Below are 17,528 nucleotides of genomic sequence, written 5' to 3' on the forward strand. Positions count from 1 at the left end.
GGCCGGGGAGGCGGTTACTTCTTCTTCCCGGCCTTGCCCGTCTTCACGGGCTTGACCACGGCGGTCTTCGCCGTGCCCACCTTGCCGCCCCCCACCTCTTTCTCGAACATCGCAAAGTACTCCGAAGCCATCGTGCGCAGCGAGCGCCCGATGTTCGCGTAGTCGTACTCGTTGAGGTTGGCCAGCGACACGCGCCCCGAGGGGTGCTTGCCGCCGAAGCCGCGACCGGGCAGCAGCACGATGCTGGTTTCGGCGGCGATGCGGAACAGCGCTTCGTTCGGCTGCAGCTTGGTGAGAATCCACTTGCCGAAGCGCTCGCCGTGCATCTGCGTGGCGATGTCCTGCAGGTCGAGCAGGTGGTAGTAGCTCACCGAGTTCGGGTCGGGCTGCAGCGGCAGGCCGAGCTCGCGGTACAGCGCCTCCTTGCGGCGCGAGACGATGTGCTTCATCGACTTCTTGTAGGTCTCGCCCTCGTCCATGAGGCAGAACAGCGAGAACATCACCATCTGCGCCTGCACCGGGGTCGACAGGCCGGCCGTGTGGTTCAGTGCCACGGTGCGGCTGTCGGCCACGAGGCGGTCGATGAACTTCAGCTTGCGCGGCTCGGTGGTGATGGAGCTGTAGCGTGCGTCGAGTTCCTTGCGCTTGGCCTCGGGCAGGGCGGCGATCTTGCGGTCGAGGATGTTGTCCTCGTGCGTGGCGACCACGCCCATGCGCCAGCCGGTGGCGCCGAAGTACTTCGAGAACGAATACACCAGGATGGTGTTCTGCGGGCAGATCGCGAACAGCGACAGGAAGTTGTCGGCGAAGGTGCCGTACACGTCGTCCGTGAGGATGATGAGATCGGGCCGCTGCTTCACGATGTCGGCGATGTAGCCCAGCACCTCGTCGCTGATCTTCACCGACGGCGGGTTGCTCGGGTTGCACAGGAAGAAGGCCTTGACCTTCGGGTCGAGCAGCTTCTGCAGCTCCTTCTTGGTGAACTGCCAGTTGTTCTCGGGCGGCGCGTCGATCAGCGCCTCGATGAGCTGGTAGTCGTTCAGGTGCGGGATCTCGATGTAGGGCGTGAAGATCGGCATGCCCAGCGCGATGGTGTCGCCGGGCGACAGCAGGTGGTTCTCGCGCAGGCTGTTGAACAGGTAGGTCATGGCGGCGGTGCCGCCTTCCACCGCGTACATGTCGAACTTGCCCACGAAGGGGTGGGTGCCGATCATTTCCTTGTGGATGTACTGGCCCACGACGATCTCGGTCAGGCGCAGCATGCGGTCGGGCACCGGGTAGTTGCAGCCCAGGATGGCCTCGCACATCTCGTAGATGAAGTCGCCGGCCGACAGGCCCAGCTGGTCGCGCACGTAGGACACGGCGGCCTCGATGAAGCGCACGCCGGGCTCGCCCTCGTGCGACTTGGCGAAGAGCTCGAAGCGCGCCTCGATGCCCTCGCGCTGCGGAAAGCCGCCCACGTCCGCCATGTAGATGTACGAGCGCTCGGCCTCGGTCATGGCGAACAGGCCGAACTGGAAGAAGCCGTGGCGCGGGGTGGTGGCCAGGAAGTTCGGGTTGCCGCGGCCGGCGTTGAGCATGAGCCGGTCACTCTGTCGTGCGACCTGGATCAGCGCATCCTTCAGTTCGAACGGGCTCAGGCCGCCCAGCTTTTTCACGTCGCCGAAATCCATGGAGTACTCCTTGGTTGATAAAAAGAAAGAAGAAAGAAGAGGACAAGCGCGGTGCTCAGACCAGCGCCACGATCAGCGGCCCCAGCAGCGTGAGGAACACGTTGGCCAGCGCGTAGGTGATGGCGAAGGGCACGGTGGGAATGGCGTTCTCGGCCTTGCCAAGCACTTCGCCGAAGGCCGGGTTGGCGCTGCGCGAGCCGCTCAGCGCGCCCGCGAAGACGGCCGTGTTGTCGTAGCGCAGCACGTAGCGCCCGAACAGCATGGTGAGAATCATCGGCACGAGCGTGACGACCACGCCGACGCCGAAGATGGTCAGGCCCAGCTCCTTGATGGTCTGCACGGCCTGCAGGCCCGACGTCAGGCCGACCACGACCACGAAGCCCGCCAGGCCCAGGTCTTTCAGCAGCTGCACCGCACTGGGCGGCAGCGCGCCGAAGGTCTGCTTCTTCGCGCGGTACCAGCCGAACAGCAGGCCCGACAGCAGGGCGCCGCCGCCGGCGCCGAGCGTCAGCGGAATGGCGCCGATCTTCACGCTCAGCAGGCCGACCAGCAGGCCCACCACCAGGCCCGCGCCCAGGTACACGAAGTCGGTCTTGGCACTGGGCACGATCACGTCGCCGACGAGGGACGCGACGCGCTTCACATCCTGCTCGGCGCCGAAGATCGACACCAGGTCGCCCACCTGCACGACGGTGTCGGGCTTCATCGGCAGCACCTGGCCCATGCGGCTGAGCTGCACGACGAAGATGCCGTGGCGCACGCCGCCGGCGGTGGCCTGGCGGATCTGGTCGACGGTCTTGCCGCCGAAGTCCTTGTTGGTGAGCACGATCTCGCGCTTGTTCAGCGTCAGCTCCATGCCGTCGACCGCGTCGACCTCCTTGCCCAGCAGCGGCGCGCTCGCCACCACGGCATCGCGCCGGCCCACGGTGAGCACGTAGTCGCCCTGGCGCAGCACGAGCGTGGGGCTGACCTCGATGAACTTGCCGTCGCGTTTCACGCGCTCGATGGTGATGGTGGTGGCCGGGTTGGCGTTCTCGATGTCGGCCACCGTGCGCTGCGGATCGCTCGTGAGCTGGTAGATGCGTCCGACCAGCGAGGGCGCGGCTTCTTCCTGGTCGGGGCCGAGCACCTTCACGCCGGCCTGCATCGCGGTCTCGGCCGCGATCGCGTCGTCGCGGATGCTGCGGCCCATGAGCTTGGGCAGGATGTTGACGCACACGATGATCGCGCCGAACGAGCCGAACACGTAGGTCACGGCGTAGCCGATGGCCACGTTGCCCTGCAGTCGCGCCGTTTCAGCAGCAGCGAGGCCGAGCTTGCCGATGGCGTCGCCCGCGGTGCCGATGATGGCGCTCTGCGTGAGGCCGCCGGCCGCCACGCCCGCCGCCAGGCCCTTGTCGAGCCCGAACAGCTTGGCCATGACCACCACGGTCGCCAGGCCCGTGGCCGCCATCACGGCGGCCAGGATGATCTCCTTGATCGATTGCTTGCCCAGCGAGCTGAAGAACTGCGGCCCGCTCTCGAAGCCGACGGCGTAGATGAACAGCGCGAACAGCACGGCCTTCACGCCGCCGTCGATCTGTACGCCGACCTGGCTCACGATCACCGCCACCAGCAGCGAGCCGGCGACGCCGCCGAGCTGGAACTTGCCGAACTTGATCTTGCCGATCCAGTAGCCGACGGCCAGCGAGAGGAAGAGCGCCATTTCGGGCGACTTCTTGAAGAGTTCATGCAGCCATTCCATAGAGGAAGTCCTTTCAAGGCATCAATGAGAAGAAGAGAGAAGAGAAGGGCGTGGAGCGTCTCGGGTCGTTGTCTTATTTCGCGTGCTGCACCAGGCCGGCCAGGGCCACGATCAGCGGGCCCATCAGCGGCAGCACGACGTTCGAGATGGCGTAGGTGATCGTGTAGCCCAGCAGCGGCGTGGCGTTGCCCGCGGCGTTCTGCACGGCGCTGAGCGCGGGCGTGCTGCACTGCTGGCCGGCGATGGCCCCGAGCAACACGGGCGCCTCGAGCTTGAGCAGGCGGTGGCCGACGAACAGCGAGATGCTGGCCGGCACCACCGCGACGGCGATGCCCACCAGCGGCAGCGCAACGCCGAACTTCTGGACCAGCGCCAGCGCCTGCGGCCCCGAGGCCAGGCCCACGCAGGCGATGAAAGTGGCCAGGCCCAGGTCCTTCATGAGCGCCAGCGCGTCGGCCGGCACGCTCAGGCGGTGCGGGTGCTTGGACTGGTACCAGCCGAAGGCCAGCCCCGTGAGCAGCGCGCCGCCGCCGGTGCCGAGCGAAAACGGAATGCCGCCGAGCTTCGCGCTGAAGCTGCCGATGAACACGCCCAGCAAGATGCCCGCGGCGGCGAAGCTGATGTTGCTGCGCGTGGAGGCGATCACGCGGTCGCCGACCTGCGCGATGGCGCTCGCCACCTCGGGCGCGGGGCCGTAGAGCTGGAGCACGTCGCCGCGCTGCAGCGTGAGGTCGTTCACGAGCGGCATGGCGTGGCCGTCGCGCGCCACGCCGATCACCTGCACGGCGGACGGCAACTCGTTTTCCAGCATGCGCAGCCCGCGGCCGAACCATTCGCGACGGTTGGCGACGACCTCGGTGGTCTCGACCACGGTGTCGAAGGCGGTGGTGTCGGCGAACTCGCGACCCAGCAGCTCGCCCACGTTGACGAGCGCGCTGCGCCGGCCGATGGCCAGCACCTGGTCGCCCACGCGCAGGTGCAAGTCGGGCTCGACCGCGAGGCTCTGGCCGTCGCGCACCACGCGCTCGATGCTGGCCTGCCGCCCGAGGATCGACGTCAGCTCGCCGACCGAGCGGCCGCGGCCCACGGTGACGCGGAACACGCGCCCGACCATCTCGGGCGTGGCGCTGGCGGCGTCCGGGTCGTCGGCGCCGCCGCCCATGGTCTTCCAGAGCTTGTCGGCTTCGGCGCGAAGGTTCACGCGCAGCAACAGCGGAAACACCTGGCTCGTGACCACCACGATGGCGATCAGCCCGAACACGTAGGTGATGGAGTAGGCCGTGACCACGTTGGCCTGCAGCTGCGCGATCTCGGCGGTGGGGAGCGACAGCTTCGAGATCGCGTCGGTCGCCGTGCCCACCACCGCCGATTCGGTGGCCGCGCCCGCCATCAGCCCGGCGGCCGTGCCGCGGTCGAGCGACAGCAGCACGGTGGCGCCGAGCACCAGCGCGAGCACCACCACCACCTCGACCAGGCACAGCAGGCCCAGCCGCAGGCCCTTGGCGTCGAGGTTGGCGAAGAACTGCGGACCGCCCGCGTAGCCGAGCGCAAAGATGAAGAGCATGAAGAACACGTTCTTCACGCTGTCGTCGAGCCGGATGCCCAGTTGGCCGACCACCAGCGCGGCAATCAGCGTGCCGCAGATGCCGCCCAGCTGGATCGGCCCGAAACGGATCTGGCCCACCGCGTAGCCAATGCACAGCACCAGAAACAATGCGATCTCCGGACTGTTTCTGAGTATTTCCACAAGGTGGCCGAACATGTGCCGCGATCCCTCCGGGTTATTTGTTCATTCGAGCGGGTCGGCGGATCGCAACGAAAAAAGGAGCACTGCATCCATTGGCATCAACGGCTGGCGAGTGGTGGGGCTCCAGCGAAAACTTTATTTTTCGTTTTGCGAATTGCCGATTCTTTGCATCTTCGATGACGATAAATCAACATCCATGACAATTGTCAAAATCAGAAAAGAATTGAGCGAGCGGCAATAAAAACGAGGCCGTTTGAATTACAAATTACGCGCTGCACGGAATCCTCCGTCGCAGTCAGCTCTGACCGCACGAACCTGTCCGGCCTCGGGTTTCCGATAACTCAAGTTGCTTGATTTAGTCGGTCGACTGCTCGATAGTCCCCCTCGTCCGAATGCCTTTCCGCTCGTTGGCGGATCGTCATCCGGTTCCATAGCAAGCACGGCAGGCGCTGTGCGCCCGCCCCCTGAAGGAGACAACCTCATGTTCATCAGCCCGCGCTTCGTTCCCGCCCTGGCCGTCCTGGCCCTGGCCGCATCGGCCACGTCCACGGCCCTGGCCGCCGACCCGCCCGTCATCGGCCTGGTCACCAAGACCGAGACCAACCCCTTCTTCGTGAAGATGAAAGAGGGCGCGCAGGAGGAGGCCAAGAAGCTCGGCGCCAAGCTGCTGTCGGGGGCTGGAAAGGCCGACGGCGACAACGCGGGCCAGATCACGGCGATGGAAAACATGATCGCCGCCGGCGCCAAGACCATCCTCATCACGCCCAGCGACGCCAAGGCCATCGTGCCGGCGATCAAGAAGGCGCGCGACAAGGGCATCATGGTGATCGCACTCGACAGCCCGGCCGATCCGCCGGACGCCACCGACGCGCTCTTCGCCACCAACAACTACACGGCTGGCGTGCTCATCGGCGAATACGCCAAGGCCGCGATGGCCGGCAAGACGCCCAAGATCGTCGCGCTCGACCTGCTGCCGGGCCACCCCGTGGGCGCGCAGCGCCACAACGGCTTCATGAAGGGCTTCGGCCTGCCGGCCAACGACGCCAAGTCGAACGAGCTGTCCAAGTCGCCCGAGATCGTCTGCATGGCCGACAGCTTCGGCGACCAGGCCAAGGCGCAGACCGTGATGGAGAACTGCCTGCAGAAGGCGCCCGACGTGAACCTGGTCTACACCATCAACGAGCCCGCCGCGGCCGGTGCCTACAACGCGCTCAAGCGCGCGGGCAAGGAGAAGGGCGTGATGATCGTCTCGGTCGACGGCGGCTGCCAGGGCATCAAGGACACGGCCGCCGGCATCATCGCCGCGACCTCGCAGCAGTACCCGCTGAAGATGGCCGCCATGGGCGTGGCCGCAGGCGTCGAATTCGCCAAGACCGGCAAGAAGGCCTCGGGCTACGTCGACACCGGCGTGACGCTCATCGCCGGCAAGAGCGTGGCCGGCGTCGACAGCAAGGACACCAAGACCGGCACCGAGCTGTGCTGGGGCAAGAAGTAAACGGCCCCGGTCTATAGGGAGGCACACCGATGGCGAAATCTCCGACGCACCACATCCCGTGGGGCGCCCTCGGGCCGTGGCTGGCCCTGCTCGGCGCCTGCATCTTCTTCGCGACGCAGTCCGAGCGTTTTCTCACGGGCGGCAACCTGTCGCTGATCCTGCAGCAGGTGATGGTGGTGGGCGTGATCGCCATCGGCCAGACGCTGATCATCCTCACGGCTGGCATCGACCTGTCGTGCGGCATGGTGATGGCGCTGGGCGGGATCATCATGACGAAGTTCGCCACCGAGCTCGGCATGCCGGTGCCGGTGGCCATCCTGTGCGGCATCGGCGTGACGACGCTGTTCGGCCTGCTCAACGGCCTCTTGGTCACGCGCATCAAGCTGCCGCCCTTCATCGTGACGCTGGGCACGCTGAACATCGCGTTCGCGATCACGCAGCTGTATTCGTCCTCGCAGACCATCACCGACCTGCCCGCCGGCCTCACGGGCCTGGGCACCACCTTCACCATCGGCAGCGCCGAGGTGGCGTGGGGTTCGGTGCTCATGCTGGCGCTCTATGCGCTCGCGTGGTTCGTGCTGCGCGAGACGGCGGCCGGCCGGCATGTCTACGCGATCGGCAACAACGCCGAGGCCACGCGGCTGGTGGGCATTCCCACGCAGCGCGTGCTGCTCGCGGTGTACGTGGCGGCGGGCGTGTTCTACGGCATCGCCTCGCTGCTGTCGGTGGCGCGCACCGGCGTGGGCGACCCGAACGCGGGCCAGACCGAGAACCTGGACGCCATCACGGCCGTGGTGCTCGGCGGCACCAGCCTCTTCGGCGGGCGCGGCATCGTGCTGGGCTCGCTCATCGGTGTGCTCATCGTGGGCGTGTTCCGCAACGGGCTCACGCTGATGGGCGTGTCGTCGATCTACCAGGTGCTGGTGACGGGCGTGCTCGTGATCCTGGCGGTGGCGGCCGATCAACTCTCGCGCAAGGGAGCCCGCTGATGAACACCGTGGCCAATCCCAAGATCGTGATGCAGGCCAAGGGCCTGGTGAAGCGCTACGGCCAGGTCACGGCGCTCGACGGCGTCGACTTCGAGCTGCGCGAAGGCGAGATCCTCGCGGTGATCGGAGACAACGGCGCGGGCAAGTCGTCGCTCATCAAGGCGCTGTCGGGCGCGATCGTGCCCGACGAAGGCCAGATCCTGCTCGACGGCGCGCCGGTGCATTTCCGCAACCCGCTGGACGCGCGCCGCGCCGGCATCGAGACGGTCTACCAGGACCTCGCCGTCGCGCCCGCGATGACCATCTACGAGAACCTCTTTCTCGGCCGCGAACTGCGCCGCCCCGGCTTCCTGGGCAATGTGCTGCGCATGCTCGACAAGAAGAAGATGCTGCTCGAAAGCACGGCGCGCATGGCCGACCTGAAGGTCGGCATCCAGTCGATGACGCAGGCCGTCGAAACGCTCTCGGGCGGCCAGCGCCAGTGCGTGGCCGTGGCGCGCAGCGCGGCCTTCGCGCGGCACGTGGTCATCATGGACGAGCCCACCGCCGCGCTCGGCGTGAAGGAAGGCAACATGGTGCTCGAACTGATCCGCCGCGTGCGCGAGCGCGGCCTGCCCGTGGTGCTCATCAGCCACAACATGCCGCACGTGTTCGAGGTGGCCGACCGCATCCACGTGGCGCGCCTGGGCAGGCGCGCGGCCGTGCTCAATCCGAAGAAGATCAGCATGAGCGACACCGTGGCCGTGATGACCGGCGCCATGACCGCCGACCAGTTGCCCGCGGAGGCGCATGCTTGATATCGATGCCCTCGAGCGCCCGTCGGCCCTGCTGCGTCCGCGCGGCTCCAACCAGGTGGGCATGCGCCAGTTCAACGAGCGCGTGGTGTTGCAGGCATTGCGCGTGCATACCAGCCTGCCCAAGGCCGACCTGGCGCGGCTCACGGGCCTGAGCGCGCAGACCATCGGCCTCATCACCGCGCGGCTCGAGGACGACGGCCTCATCGTCAAGCAAAGCCGCGTGCGCGGGCGCATCGGCCAGCCCTCGGTGCCGCTGGCGCTCAACCCCGACGGCGCCTTTGCCATCGGCGTCAAGCTCGGGCGGCGCGGTGCCGAGTGGCTGCTGATCGACTTTGCGGCACGCGTGCGCGAGCACCACGCGATCCGCTACGAATTTCCGGACGCCGGGGCGCTGCTGCCCGTGATCGCCGAGCACATCCACCGCCTGCGCGACGGGCTCGGGCCGCTGGCCGCGCGCAACGTGGGCGCGGGGCTGGCGGCGCCGTTCCAGCTCGGCGGCTGGCACCGCACGCTGGGGCTGTCGAAGGCGCAGTCGGACGAATGGAACCAGATGGACCTGCTGGCCGAGGTGCGCGCGCGCACCGACGTGCCCGTGGGCTTCGCGCGCGACACCGTGGCGGCCTGCGTGGCCGAGCTGGTGACGGGGCGCGGGCACGACCTCAAGAGCTTTCTCTACATCTTCGTCGACACCTTCGTGGGCGGCGGGCTGGTCATCAACTCGCACCTGCACACCGGCGCGCACGGCAACGCGGGCGCGCTCGCGTCGATCCCGATGCGCACCGAGAAGCCCTCCGAAGGCCTGTCGACCCAGGTGGTGGCCGAGGCGTCGCTGTGGGAGCTCGAGCAGCGCCTGCGCGCCGAAGGCCTCGACGCCACGGCCGCCTACGACGACCGCGCGCTCGAAGCGCCGTTCGCCGCGGCCACGCAGGCCTGGCTCGGCAGCGCGTCGCGGGCGCTGGCGCATGCCATCGTCAGCAGCACGGCGGTGCTCGACCTGGCCGACGTGGTGATGGACGGCTCGATGTCGCGCGCGCTGCTCGACGCGTTGCTGGTGCAGACCCGCACGGCGCTCGCGCAGTGCAACTGGGAAGGCCTGTGGGCGCCGCAGCTGCATGGGGGCAGGGCGGGGGCGCAGGCCTGCGCGCTCGGCGGCGCGATGTTGCCGCTGCACGCCAACTTTGCGCCGGACCACGATGTGTTTCTGAAGGCGGGGTGAGCCGCTCAAAAGCTCAGAGGTTTGCTGAGGCGTGCAGGTCGCGCGGCAGTCGCAGCGTGGTCGCGCGAGCGCCTGCGGGGCACGGCCCGTCGGAGTAGGCCGCATCGCCCTCGGGCATGACGCACTTGTTCACCTCGACGACGGCAGGCACGGACTTGGCGGCCGGCGTTTCGGGGCCGATCACCGGGGGCTCAAAGTTCGCGTTTGTCGGGCTGACGGGTGCTGAGGATGCGCTGGGCGCCGCATCCGGCAACGTTTCGCGGGCGGTCGACCTGTCGGGCTCGGCGGGCGCGACTGCCGTGGTCAAGAGCGCAGCACGCGCCGCGCTCTCGTGCACCAGGTCTTTCAAGGTCACGTAGAAGAGCGACATCGCCACCAGCGCCACGCCCAGGCACGGGGCCCAGTACCGCCGGGGGTCGCCTGCGGGCGGTCGGGCCCGCGAGGTCAACGCCGCGGCCATGCCAGGCCTCCGTTCTGCAACACGCCGGCCAGCTTCGCGATGCCGCCGGTGCCGCTCGCCGCCCGGCCGATCAGCGCGCCGCCGGCGGCGCCCGCGACGATCCGCATCAGGAACGATCGGCTGCGGCCCGCGGCCAGCAACAGCAGCACGCCGGCGCCGAGCACGACGAGGTGCTCGCCAGGGTAGTCGGCGCGCGCCGCATCCACCTGCTTGATCTTGTCGATCGTCTGTTTCAGGTCCATGGCTGAAGCTCCTTGTCGTGTTCAGCCGTTCTTACCGGTGGGCGCCGGGCTCCGCTGTAGGCCGGCGCCATGCGCGGTGACGGAATCCGCCGCGAAAACGCCGTGGAGAAAGGCGCATCGCACGGGAAGCGGGGCGCTCTCGATAATGCAACCCGCTTGTAGAGACCCCCACAGACGTAGAGAAGTTGAGAACCGCGAAATGAGTGCAGCAGATTTTCTTTTCGCCCCCGAGGTGCAAAAGCTCTTGATGGTCGCCTACGCCGCGCCCCACCAACCCTTGTCTTCCAGCGAGCTGGCCCATCGCTCGAAGCTCGACACGGCCGATGTGGAACGCACCTTGGCGCATCTCGTCAGCAGCGGCATCCTGAAGAAGCAAAAGCCGAAGGCCGAGGAGGCCGAGACCTTCTCGATCGACCGCGCGTTCATCTTCCACGACGAACTGCGCAACATCGCGCTCAAGTCGTTCGCCGCGGCGGAGCCGGTTCGCGCGATGTTGCGCGGCAAGTTCAAGGCCTCGGTCGTGCGCGCCTTCGTGCTCGCGGAGGACGAAGACGGCACCCTGGAGCTGCTCGTCGTGCACGGCCAGTCGATGCCCGACGAAGCCACCCTGGCGGCCGCCTGCCGGAAGCTCTCGAGGAACATCCACCGTCACCTGAAGGTGCACGTCATCTCGAACGCGAAGTTCAACGGCCTCACGCCGCGCGATGCGCTCATGCCGAAACCCGCGGCGCTCGAGATCATCAAGCTCGGAGATACGAAGGCGCCGCTGCCCGTCGAGAAGGTCGGCCTCCTGCAGAGTGCGAGGAAGAAGTTGGCGACGCTGTCGCGTTCGTCGGCGTGATTGCCTGGCTTGGGTCCCGTGAGGCCAGCTGCGGATGCAGGCCGCGTCGGACCCCGATGAGTTTCTGAAGGCGGCCTGAGCCGGGGGAGGAGGGCGCGCTGGGGGACAATCGAAGCAACCCCCTCGACATCACAGCATCCCACCACCATGTCCCGCCTCGACGACCCCCGCCACGACGCCGAAGTCGGCTCCCGCGACAGCACCCTCGACACCACCCGCATCGACGACGTGCGCATCGGTGCCGTGCGTCCCCTCATGACCCCCGCGCTGCTGCAGGAGCGCGTGCCCGTGCGCGACAACACGCTCGCGCTGGTCGAAGGCAGCCGCGCGGCCATCGCCGACGTGCTGCACGGCCGCGACGACCGGCTGGTCGTCGTGGTCGGCCCGTGCTCCATCCACGACCACGACCAGGCCATCGAATACGCGCAGCGCCTGAAGAAGGTGGCCGATTCGCTGCAGGACGACCTGCTCATCGTGATGCGCGCCTACTTCGAGAAGCCGCGCACCACCGTCGGCTGGAAGGGCTACATCAACGACCCGCACCTGGACGGCAGCTTCGCCATCAACGAAGGCCTGGAGCGCGCGCGGCGCCTGCTGCTGGAGCTGACCACGCTGGGCCTGCCGACCGGCACCGAGTTCCTCGACCTCTTGAGCCCGCAGTTCATCGCCGACCTGATCGCCTGGGGCGCCATCGGCGCGCGCACCACCGAGAGCCAGAGCCACCGCCAGCTGGCCTCGGGCCTGAGCTGCCCGGTCGGTTTCAAGAACGGCACCGACGGCAGCGTGAAGGTGGCGGCCGACGCCATCCTCGCGGCGCGTGCGCCGCATGCCTTCATGGGCATGACCAAGATGGGCATGGCGGCGATCTTCGAGACGCGCGGCAACGACGACTGCCACGTGATCCTGCGCGGCGGCAAGGCGCCCAACTATTCGGCGGCGGATGTCGCTTCGAGCTGCGAGGCGCTGCTGGCCAACGGCCTGCGCCCCCAGGTGATGATCGACGTCTCGCACGGCAACAGCAGCAAGCAGCACCAGCGCCAGATCGTGGTGGCCGAGGACGTGGCCACGCAGATCGCGGCCGGCGAGCGGCGCATCACCGGGATCATGATCGAGAGCCACCTCGAGGAAGGCCGGCAGGACCTGAAGCCCGGTGTGCCGCTGAAGCACGGCGTGTCGATCACCGATGCCTGCATCGGCTTTGCGCAGACGGTGCCGGTGCTCGAGGGGCTGGCGTCGGCGGTGAAGGCGCGGCGCCGGTTGGCCAGGGCCTGAGGCTGACGAGGGGGCAGGGCGACTCCCTGCCGCCTGCGCCCGGGCGGGTCCGGGCAACGCTTTGAGCCGGCCCGCATCGACTTCCTGAGGCTGCCCAGCCTCGGGCGCCACCAAGCCCTGCGCTTGTTGCGACCACTTCCCCACCCGCTATCGACCGCACCAAGGCCTCCATTTCGCCGAGCCACGGGGCGTCTTGACTGTGGTGGAAATGTAAACAATGCAAACAGTTTTCCAATTGTTACGAGAACTAGATCACGAAATTTGAGCCGAGGCGCCGTGAATCCGAGGGCAAACGGGCCGGTTGTGGGGCATCCTTGCGCCACTTTGTAGTCAAAACGTATGCAAAATGATTACAAAATACCGACCTGTCAGGTCTTATTGATTACATTTGGAGTGCTTTCATGCTCAAGCTCGCAGTCGCCGCGGCGGCCACCGCCACCCTCGTTTTCGCATCCGGTTCGGCCCTGGCTGACACCGCCGGTGCCAGCTTCCAGGTCAAGATGACCATCGTCCGCAGCTGCTCGGTGACTGCCGGCGGCGCCTCCGACATCAGCCTGGGCACCACCGTGCAGCCCACCGCCACCAACCAGACGGGCAACAACACCATCTCGGTCACCTGCTCCAAGACCACGCCCTACACCGTCGGCCTGCTGCCTTCGTCCACCAACGGCGGCACCACCGACGGCACGGGTGCCATGTCGTCCGTCGCCAACTCGGCCACCAACACCGACAAGGTGCCCTACGCGCTGTACTCCAACGCGGGCAACAGCACCGTGTGGGGCAACACCACCGGCACCGGCGCCAATGTGGTCGGCGGCACGGGCACCGGTGCGGCGATCACGCACACGGTCTACGCCAAGAACACCAACGCCAACTTCACGCCGGACAGCTACGCCGACACCGTCACGGTGACGGTCACGTACTGAGCCAGAGCTGAATCCCCGAGCCAGAGCTGAATCGTGAGACGTGCACTTGCCATCCTCGGACTGTGGGGCGCATGCCTGCTTGGCGGCGGTGCGGTCCAGGCGGCCGGCCTGCAGGTCTCGCCCGTCACCCTGACGCTGGCGCCGACACGGCAGGGCGACGGGCTCTGGCTGAGCAACACGGGAACGGCGCCGCTGGACGCGCAGATCCGCGTCTTCCGCTGGACGCAGGTGGACGGACAGGACCGCATGGAGCCGGCGGACGGGCTGGTCATCAGCCCGCCCATGCTGCAGCTGCCCACCGACGGGCGGCAACTGGTGCGCGTGATCCGCAACGGCCCGCCGCCCGCGGGCCCGGCGGAAGAGGCCTACCGCGTGCTGGTGGATGAGCTGCCCGTGCCCCAGGCGGCGGGCGCGGCGGCGGATGGCAAGAAGAGCAACCTGAACTTCGTGATGCGGCACTCGCTGCCCATCTTCGTGTCCCCGGCGGGCGCGGAGCCGGCCCCCGCGCAGTTGCGCTGGAGCCTGCGGCGCGAAGACGGCAAGGCCGTGCTGGAAGTCAGCAACAGCGGCGGGGTGCATGCCCAGCTGGCAGACCTCGTGTTCACCGGCGCGGACGGCCGCGCCGTCGCCGCCTACACCGGCTTGCTGGGCTACGTGCTGCCCGGCGCCACCATGCGCTGGCCGCTGAAGACGTCGCCCGCCGCCCTGGCCGGCGCAGGTCGCTGGCAGGTCATGATCGATGGCAGAACGACGGACGCCAACCTCGCGCCGCTGGCGCGCTGAGCGGGCCGGGTTCGCTGCGAGGGCCTTGCTGGCTCCGTTTGCGCTGGCCCTGACCACGCTCCCCGCCCACGCAGCGCCCGCCGCGCAGTCCGTGCCGGGGGCCATGACGCTGTACCTGGAGGTCAGCCTCAACGGCATGGCGCGCGGGCTGCACCCGTTTCGCCTGCAGGCCGGGGCCTTGTCGGCCTCCCGCGCGGTGCTGCGTGAGCTGAGTTTTTCCCTGCCTGACCACGGCGGCGAATGGCTGCCCCTGCGCGACCTGCCCGGGCTCGTGGCCGACTACGACGCCGCGCGCCAGCAACTGAGCCTGACCGCGCCGCTGGCGATGCTGCAGCTGCCCACGGCCACCGTGGGGCAGGCGGCAGTCACCGCGCAGCCCCTGAGCACGTCCACCGGCCTGCTGCTGAACTACGACCTCTACGGCACCCAGGGCAGGGGTGGCAGTGCCAGCCTGAGCGCCTTCGGCGAGCTGCGCGCCTTCCACGGCGCCAGCGTGCTCAGCACCACCTGGCTGATGCAGCGCACGCACGACACCCAGGGCTGGAAGGACCAGTCCGTGCGCATGGACAGCACCTGGAGCATGGCCTTCCCCGACAGGATGCTCACCCTGCGCGTGGGCGACACGCTCACCGGCGCCGTGCCCTGGTCGCGCGCCACGCGCATCGGCGGCATCCAGCTGTCGCGCGACTTCGGCCTGCAGCCTTACCGGCAGACCGCGCCGCTGCCCAGCTTCATCGGTTCGGCCACGATGCCTTCGGACGTGGAACTGTTCATCGACGGCATCCGCCAGTACAGCGGCCAGGTGCCGGCGGGGCCCTTCCAGCTCAACGCGCTGCCGCGCATCAACAGCACGGGCACGGCGCAGGTGGTGGTGACCGACGCGCTGGGGCGCGCCGCCACGCTGAGCTTTTCGCTCTTCGACAGCAGCCGCCTGCTGGCGCCCGGCCTGAGCGACTGGACGGTGGACCTGGGCGTGGTGCGCCGCAACTACGGCCTGCGCTCCTTCGACTACGGCAAGCAGCCGGTGCTGACCGGCACCTGGCGCCGGGGCCTCAGCGACAGCTTCACGGTGGAAGCGCATGGCGAAGTGACGCGCGGCCTGGCGCTGGCCGGCGCCGGGGGTGTGTGGCAACTGGGCGCGGCGGGCACGCTGTCGGCGGCGCTGGCGGGCAGCCGGCACGACGCCGACGCCCCGGGCGGCAGCCGCAGCGGCACGCAGACCAGCCTGGGCTACCTGTGGCGGCAGGAGCGCCTGTCGGTGGGCCTGAACGGCACGCGCACCCAGGGCGACTACCGCGACGTGGCCACGGCCTACGGCGCGGCCCCGGCCAAGGGCAGCGCCAGCGCGAGCGTGGGCTACGACATGGGCGGCCTGGGCAACGTCAGCGTCAGCTACCTCTACCTGCGCCCGGTGGGGCAGAACGCGTCGCGCTACGCCAGCGTGAACTGGTTCCGTTCGATCGGGCGCACGACCTCGGTCTCGGTGGGCATGAACCAAAACCTGGACAAGCGCAGCGACCGCGGCATCTTCGTCGGCCTGAGCTGGTCGTGGGACGCGCAGACCAGCGTGAGCGCCGGCGTGCAGCGCAGCGGCGACCAGGGCACGGTGGGCACCGTCAGCGCGCAGCACTCCCCCCTCGGCGACGGCGGCTGGGGCTGGCGCGCCACCGCGCGCACGGGCGGCGGTACGACCGGCGGGCAGGCCGAAATCAACTACCTGGGTCCCTACGGCCGCGTGCAGGCCGGCGTGAGCGAGATGGGCGGTGGCCGTGCCAGCCGCTACGCCTATGCGGGCGCCAGCGGTGCGCTGGTGTTGATGGGCGGCGGGGTGCTGGCCGCGCGGCGCATCGACGACGCCTTTGCGGTGGTGGACACCGACGGCGTGGCCGGCGTGCCCGTGAAGCTCGAGAATCGACCGGTGGGGCAGACCAACTCGCGCGGGCTGCTGCTGGTCGTGCCGGTGAACGCCTACCAGAACAACAAGCTGGCGATCGACCCGATGGACCTGCCCGCCGACGTGCGCATCGAGCGCGCCGAGAGTCTCATCACCCCGGCCGGCCGGTCGGGCGCACGGGCGCATTTCGGCATCACGCCCGTGCGGGCCGCCCACGTGGCATTGATGGACGCACAGGGCCAGCCCTTGCCGCTGGGAAGCCGTGTGCAGGTGAACGGCCACGGCGGTAGCGGTGCAGTGGTGGGCTACGACGGCTGGGTGTACCTGGACACGCTCGACGTGCGCAACACGCTGGCCGTGCGCACGCCCGACGGCGCGGTGTGCCGGGCGCAGTTCGACTGGCGGCGTCCCGAGGGCGGTGGTTTGCAGAAAGAGCGGTTGACATGTGGACGTTGAGATTCGTGAAACTGGCGCTGGCACTCTCGTGCCTGCTGGGCATGGGCGCGGCGCATGCCGACCCGAGCTGCTGGGTCGCCAGCCAGCCCAGCTTCGCCTTCGGCACCGTCACGGCGTCGGCGGCGACGGACACCACCGCCACGGTCGGCTTCGCCTGCCAGAACGACACCGGCCAGACGATGTACATGAACTACTGCATGTACGTCTACCAGGGCAACGAGATCGCCGGCTACGCGCCGCGCTACATGACCAACTGGAACGGCTCGCAGATGGCCTACAACATCTATTCCGATGCGGGCCGCAGCAGCATCGTCGGCCCACCGCCGGGCGGCGGCACCTACAGCAGTGCGGCGGGCGTGTTCGTGCTGCCGGCGAGCGGCGGCAACGTCGCGCTGAACATCCCGCTGTACGGCCGCGTGCCGTCGGGGCAGTCGCTGGCTGCGGGCAGCTACCAGGCCAACATCTACAACTCCCAGGTCGTCTGGGGCATGAAGAGCGGCAACGCCCCCGGCAGTTGCAACGCGAGCTCGGCCAAGTACACCGGGGTGACGAATTTCTACACGCAGGTCACGGCCACCTACTCAAGCGCCTGTGCCGTCAGCGTGACGGCCACCGACCTGGACTTCGGCAGTGCCAGCTCGCTGGCGTCCGCGGTCGACGGCGCGGCCGCCATCACCATGGCCTGCCCGCCCAGCACCGCCTGGAAGGTGGGGCTGAGCAATGGCGTGAACGTGACGGGGACGCAGCGGCGCATGGCGGGCGGCACCGGCGACTACATCCGCTATGAGTTGTACCGCGATGCCGCGCGCTCGCTGCGCTGGGGCAATGCCGCAGGCACGGACACGGTCGACGGCAGCGGCAACCCCGGCAGCGCCATCCCGGTCTACGGGCGGGTGCCGGCGCAGACCAATGTGGCGCCGGGCAGCTACAGCGACACGATCACGGTCACCGTGACTTACTGAGTCGTCATCACCCCAGGGCCGGGGCTGCGCA

General features: G+C 68.5%; 15 protein-coding genes. 10 read left to right on the plus strand and 5 right to left on the minus strand.

Annotated elements, in window-relative coordinates:
* Nucleotides 1–14: 14 nt before the first annotated feature.
* The 3 genes from AC07OX_RS25075 to aspT (AC07OX_RS25085) all read right to left on the minus strand — a co-directional run bounded on the left by AC07OX_RS25075 (nucleotide 15) and on the right by aspT (AC07OX_RS25085) (nucleotide 5,179).
* Nucleotides 15–1,673: a bifunctional aspartate transaminase/aspartate 4-decarboxylase gene (locus AC07OX_RS25075; protein WP_495262222.1), complete on the minus strand. Its 1,659-nt coding sequence runs from the start codon at nucleotides 1,671–1,673 to the stop codon at nucleotides 15–17.
* 55 nt (nucleotides 1,674–1,728) lie between these two features.
* Nucleotides 1,729–3,417 carry an aspartate-alanine antiporter gene (aspT, locus tag AC07OX_RS25080; protein WP_495262221.1) on the minus strand — a complete coding sequence of 563 codons (1,689 nt, stop codon included), beginning with the start codon at nucleotides 3,415–3,417 and terminating at the stop codon, nucleotides 1,729–1,731.
* 73 nt (nucleotides 3,418–3,490) lie between these two features.
* Nucleotides 3,491–5,179 (minus strand): aspartate-alanine antiporter, encoded by a 1,689-nt coding sequence (aspT, locus tag AC07OX_RS25085; RefSeq protein ID WP_495262220.1) that lies wholly within the window; start codon nucleotides 5,177–5,179, stop codon nucleotides 3,491–3,493.
* 466 nt (nucleotides 5,180–5,645) lie between these two features.
* Here aspT (AC07OX_RS25085) and AC07OX_RS25090 point away from each other — a divergent pair, with 466 nt between their 5' ends.
* Genes AC07OX_RS25090 through AC07OX_RS25105 form a run of 4 tightly spaced genes read left to right on the plus strand, consistent with a single transcriptional unit; the run spans nucleotide 5,646 to nucleotide 9,661 of the window.
* Nucleotides 5,646–6,659, plus strand: coding sequence for a sugar ABC transporter substrate-binding protein (locus AC07OX_RS25090; protein ID WP_070059427.1), 1,014 nt, complete (start codon nucleotides 5,646–5,648; stop codon nucleotides 6,657–6,659).
* A gap of 29 nt (nucleotides 6,660–6,688) precedes the next feature.
* On the plus strand, nucleotides 6,689–7,648 hold the full coding sequence (locus tag AC07OX_RS25095; RefSeq protein WP_062475719.1) for an ABC transporter permease: 960 nt from the start codon (nucleotides 6,689–6,691) through the stop codon (nucleotides 7,646–7,648).
* Nucleotides 7,648–8,445 (plus strand): ATP-binding cassette domain-containing protein, encoded by a 798-nt coding sequence (locus tag AC07OX_RS25100; RefSeq protein WP_095744828.1) that lies wholly within the window; start codon nucleotides 7,648–7,650, stop codon nucleotides 8,443–8,445. Before AC07OX_RS25095 ends, AC07OX_RS25100 begins: the two co-directional genes overlap by 1 nt.
* On the plus strand, nucleotides 8,438–9,661 hold the full coding sequence (locus tag AC07OX_RS25105; protein ID WP_495262219.1) for an ROK family transcriptional regulator: 1,224 nt from the start codon (nucleotides 8,438–8,440) through the stop codon (nucleotides 9,659–9,661). Before AC07OX_RS25100 ends, AC07OX_RS25105 begins: the two co-directional genes overlap by 8 nt.
* Before the next feature lie 13 nt (nucleotides 9,662–9,674).
* Here AC07OX_RS25105 and AC07OX_RS25110 read toward each other — a convergent pair whose 3' ends face one another.
* Nucleotides 9,675–10,031, minus strand: a complete 357-nt coding sequence (locus AC07OX_RS25110; RefSeq protein WP_495262218.1) for a hypothetical protein — start codon at nucleotides 10,029–10,031, stop codon at nucleotides 9,675–9,677.
* A gap of 74 nt (nucleotides 10,032–10,105) precedes the next feature.
* Nucleotides 10,106–10,363, minus strand: coding sequence for a hypothetical protein (locus AC07OX_RS25115; RefSeq protein ID WP_095744831.1), 258 nt, complete (start codon nucleotides 10,361–10,363; stop codon nucleotides 10,106–10,108).
* Between the two features lie 76 nt (nucleotides 10,364–10,439).
* On the opposite strand from AC07OX_RS25115, the gene AC07OX_RS25120 reads away from it, so the two are divergent.
* The 6 genes from AC07OX_RS25120 (at nucleotide 10,440) to AC07OX_RS25145 (ending at nucleotide 17,497) form a co-directional block, all read left to right on the plus strand.
* A complete protein-coding gene (locus AC07OX_RS25120; protein WP_495262217.1) occupies nucleotides 10,440–11,204 on the plus strand; it encodes a hypothetical protein in 765 nt (254 codons plus the stop codon).
* 147 nt (nucleotides 11,205–11,351) lie between these two features.
* Entirely contained in the window at nucleotides 11,352–12,476 is a 1,125-nt protein-coding gene (locus AC07OX_RS25125; RefSeq protein WP_495262216.1) for a 3-deoxy-7-phosphoheptulonate synthase, read from the plus strand.
* Nucleotides 12,477–12,877: 401 nt separating this feature from the next.
* Nucleotides 12,878–13,402 carry a Csu type fimbrial protein gene (locus AC07OX_RS25130; RefSeq protein ID WP_495262215.1) on the plus strand — a complete coding sequence of 175 codons (525 nt, stop codon included), beginning with the start codon at nucleotides 12,878–12,880 and terminating at the stop codon, nucleotides 13,400–13,402.
* Between the two features lie 33 nt (nucleotides 13,403–13,435).
* Nucleotides 13,436–14,185 carry a fimbrial biogenesis chaperone gene (locus tag AC07OX_RS25135; RefSeq protein WP_495262214.1) on the plus strand — a complete coding sequence of 250 codons (750 nt, stop codon included), beginning with the start codon at nucleotides 13,436–13,438 and terminating at the stop codon, nucleotides 14,183–14,185.
* A gap of 25 nt (nucleotides 14,186–14,210) precedes the next feature.
* Entirely contained in the window at nucleotides 14,211–16,535 is a 2,325-nt protein-coding gene (locus AC07OX_RS25140) for a fimbria/pilus outer membrane usher protein (protein ID WP_495262213.1), read from the plus strand.
* The gene (locus tag AC07OX_RS25145; protein WP_495262212.1) at nucleotides 16,523–17,497 is read left to right on the plus strand and encodes a Csu type fimbrial protein; all 975 of its coding nucleotides are present in this window, start codon (nucleotides 16,523–16,525) and stop codon (nucleotides 17,495–17,497) included. The genes AC07OX_RS25140 and AC07OX_RS25145 overlap by 13 nt, the downstream gene beginning before the upstream one ends.
* Nucleotides 17,498–17,528: the final 31 nt, after the last annotated feature.

The organism is Variovorax sp. GW821-FHT09D07 (genome assembly GCF_059416345.1).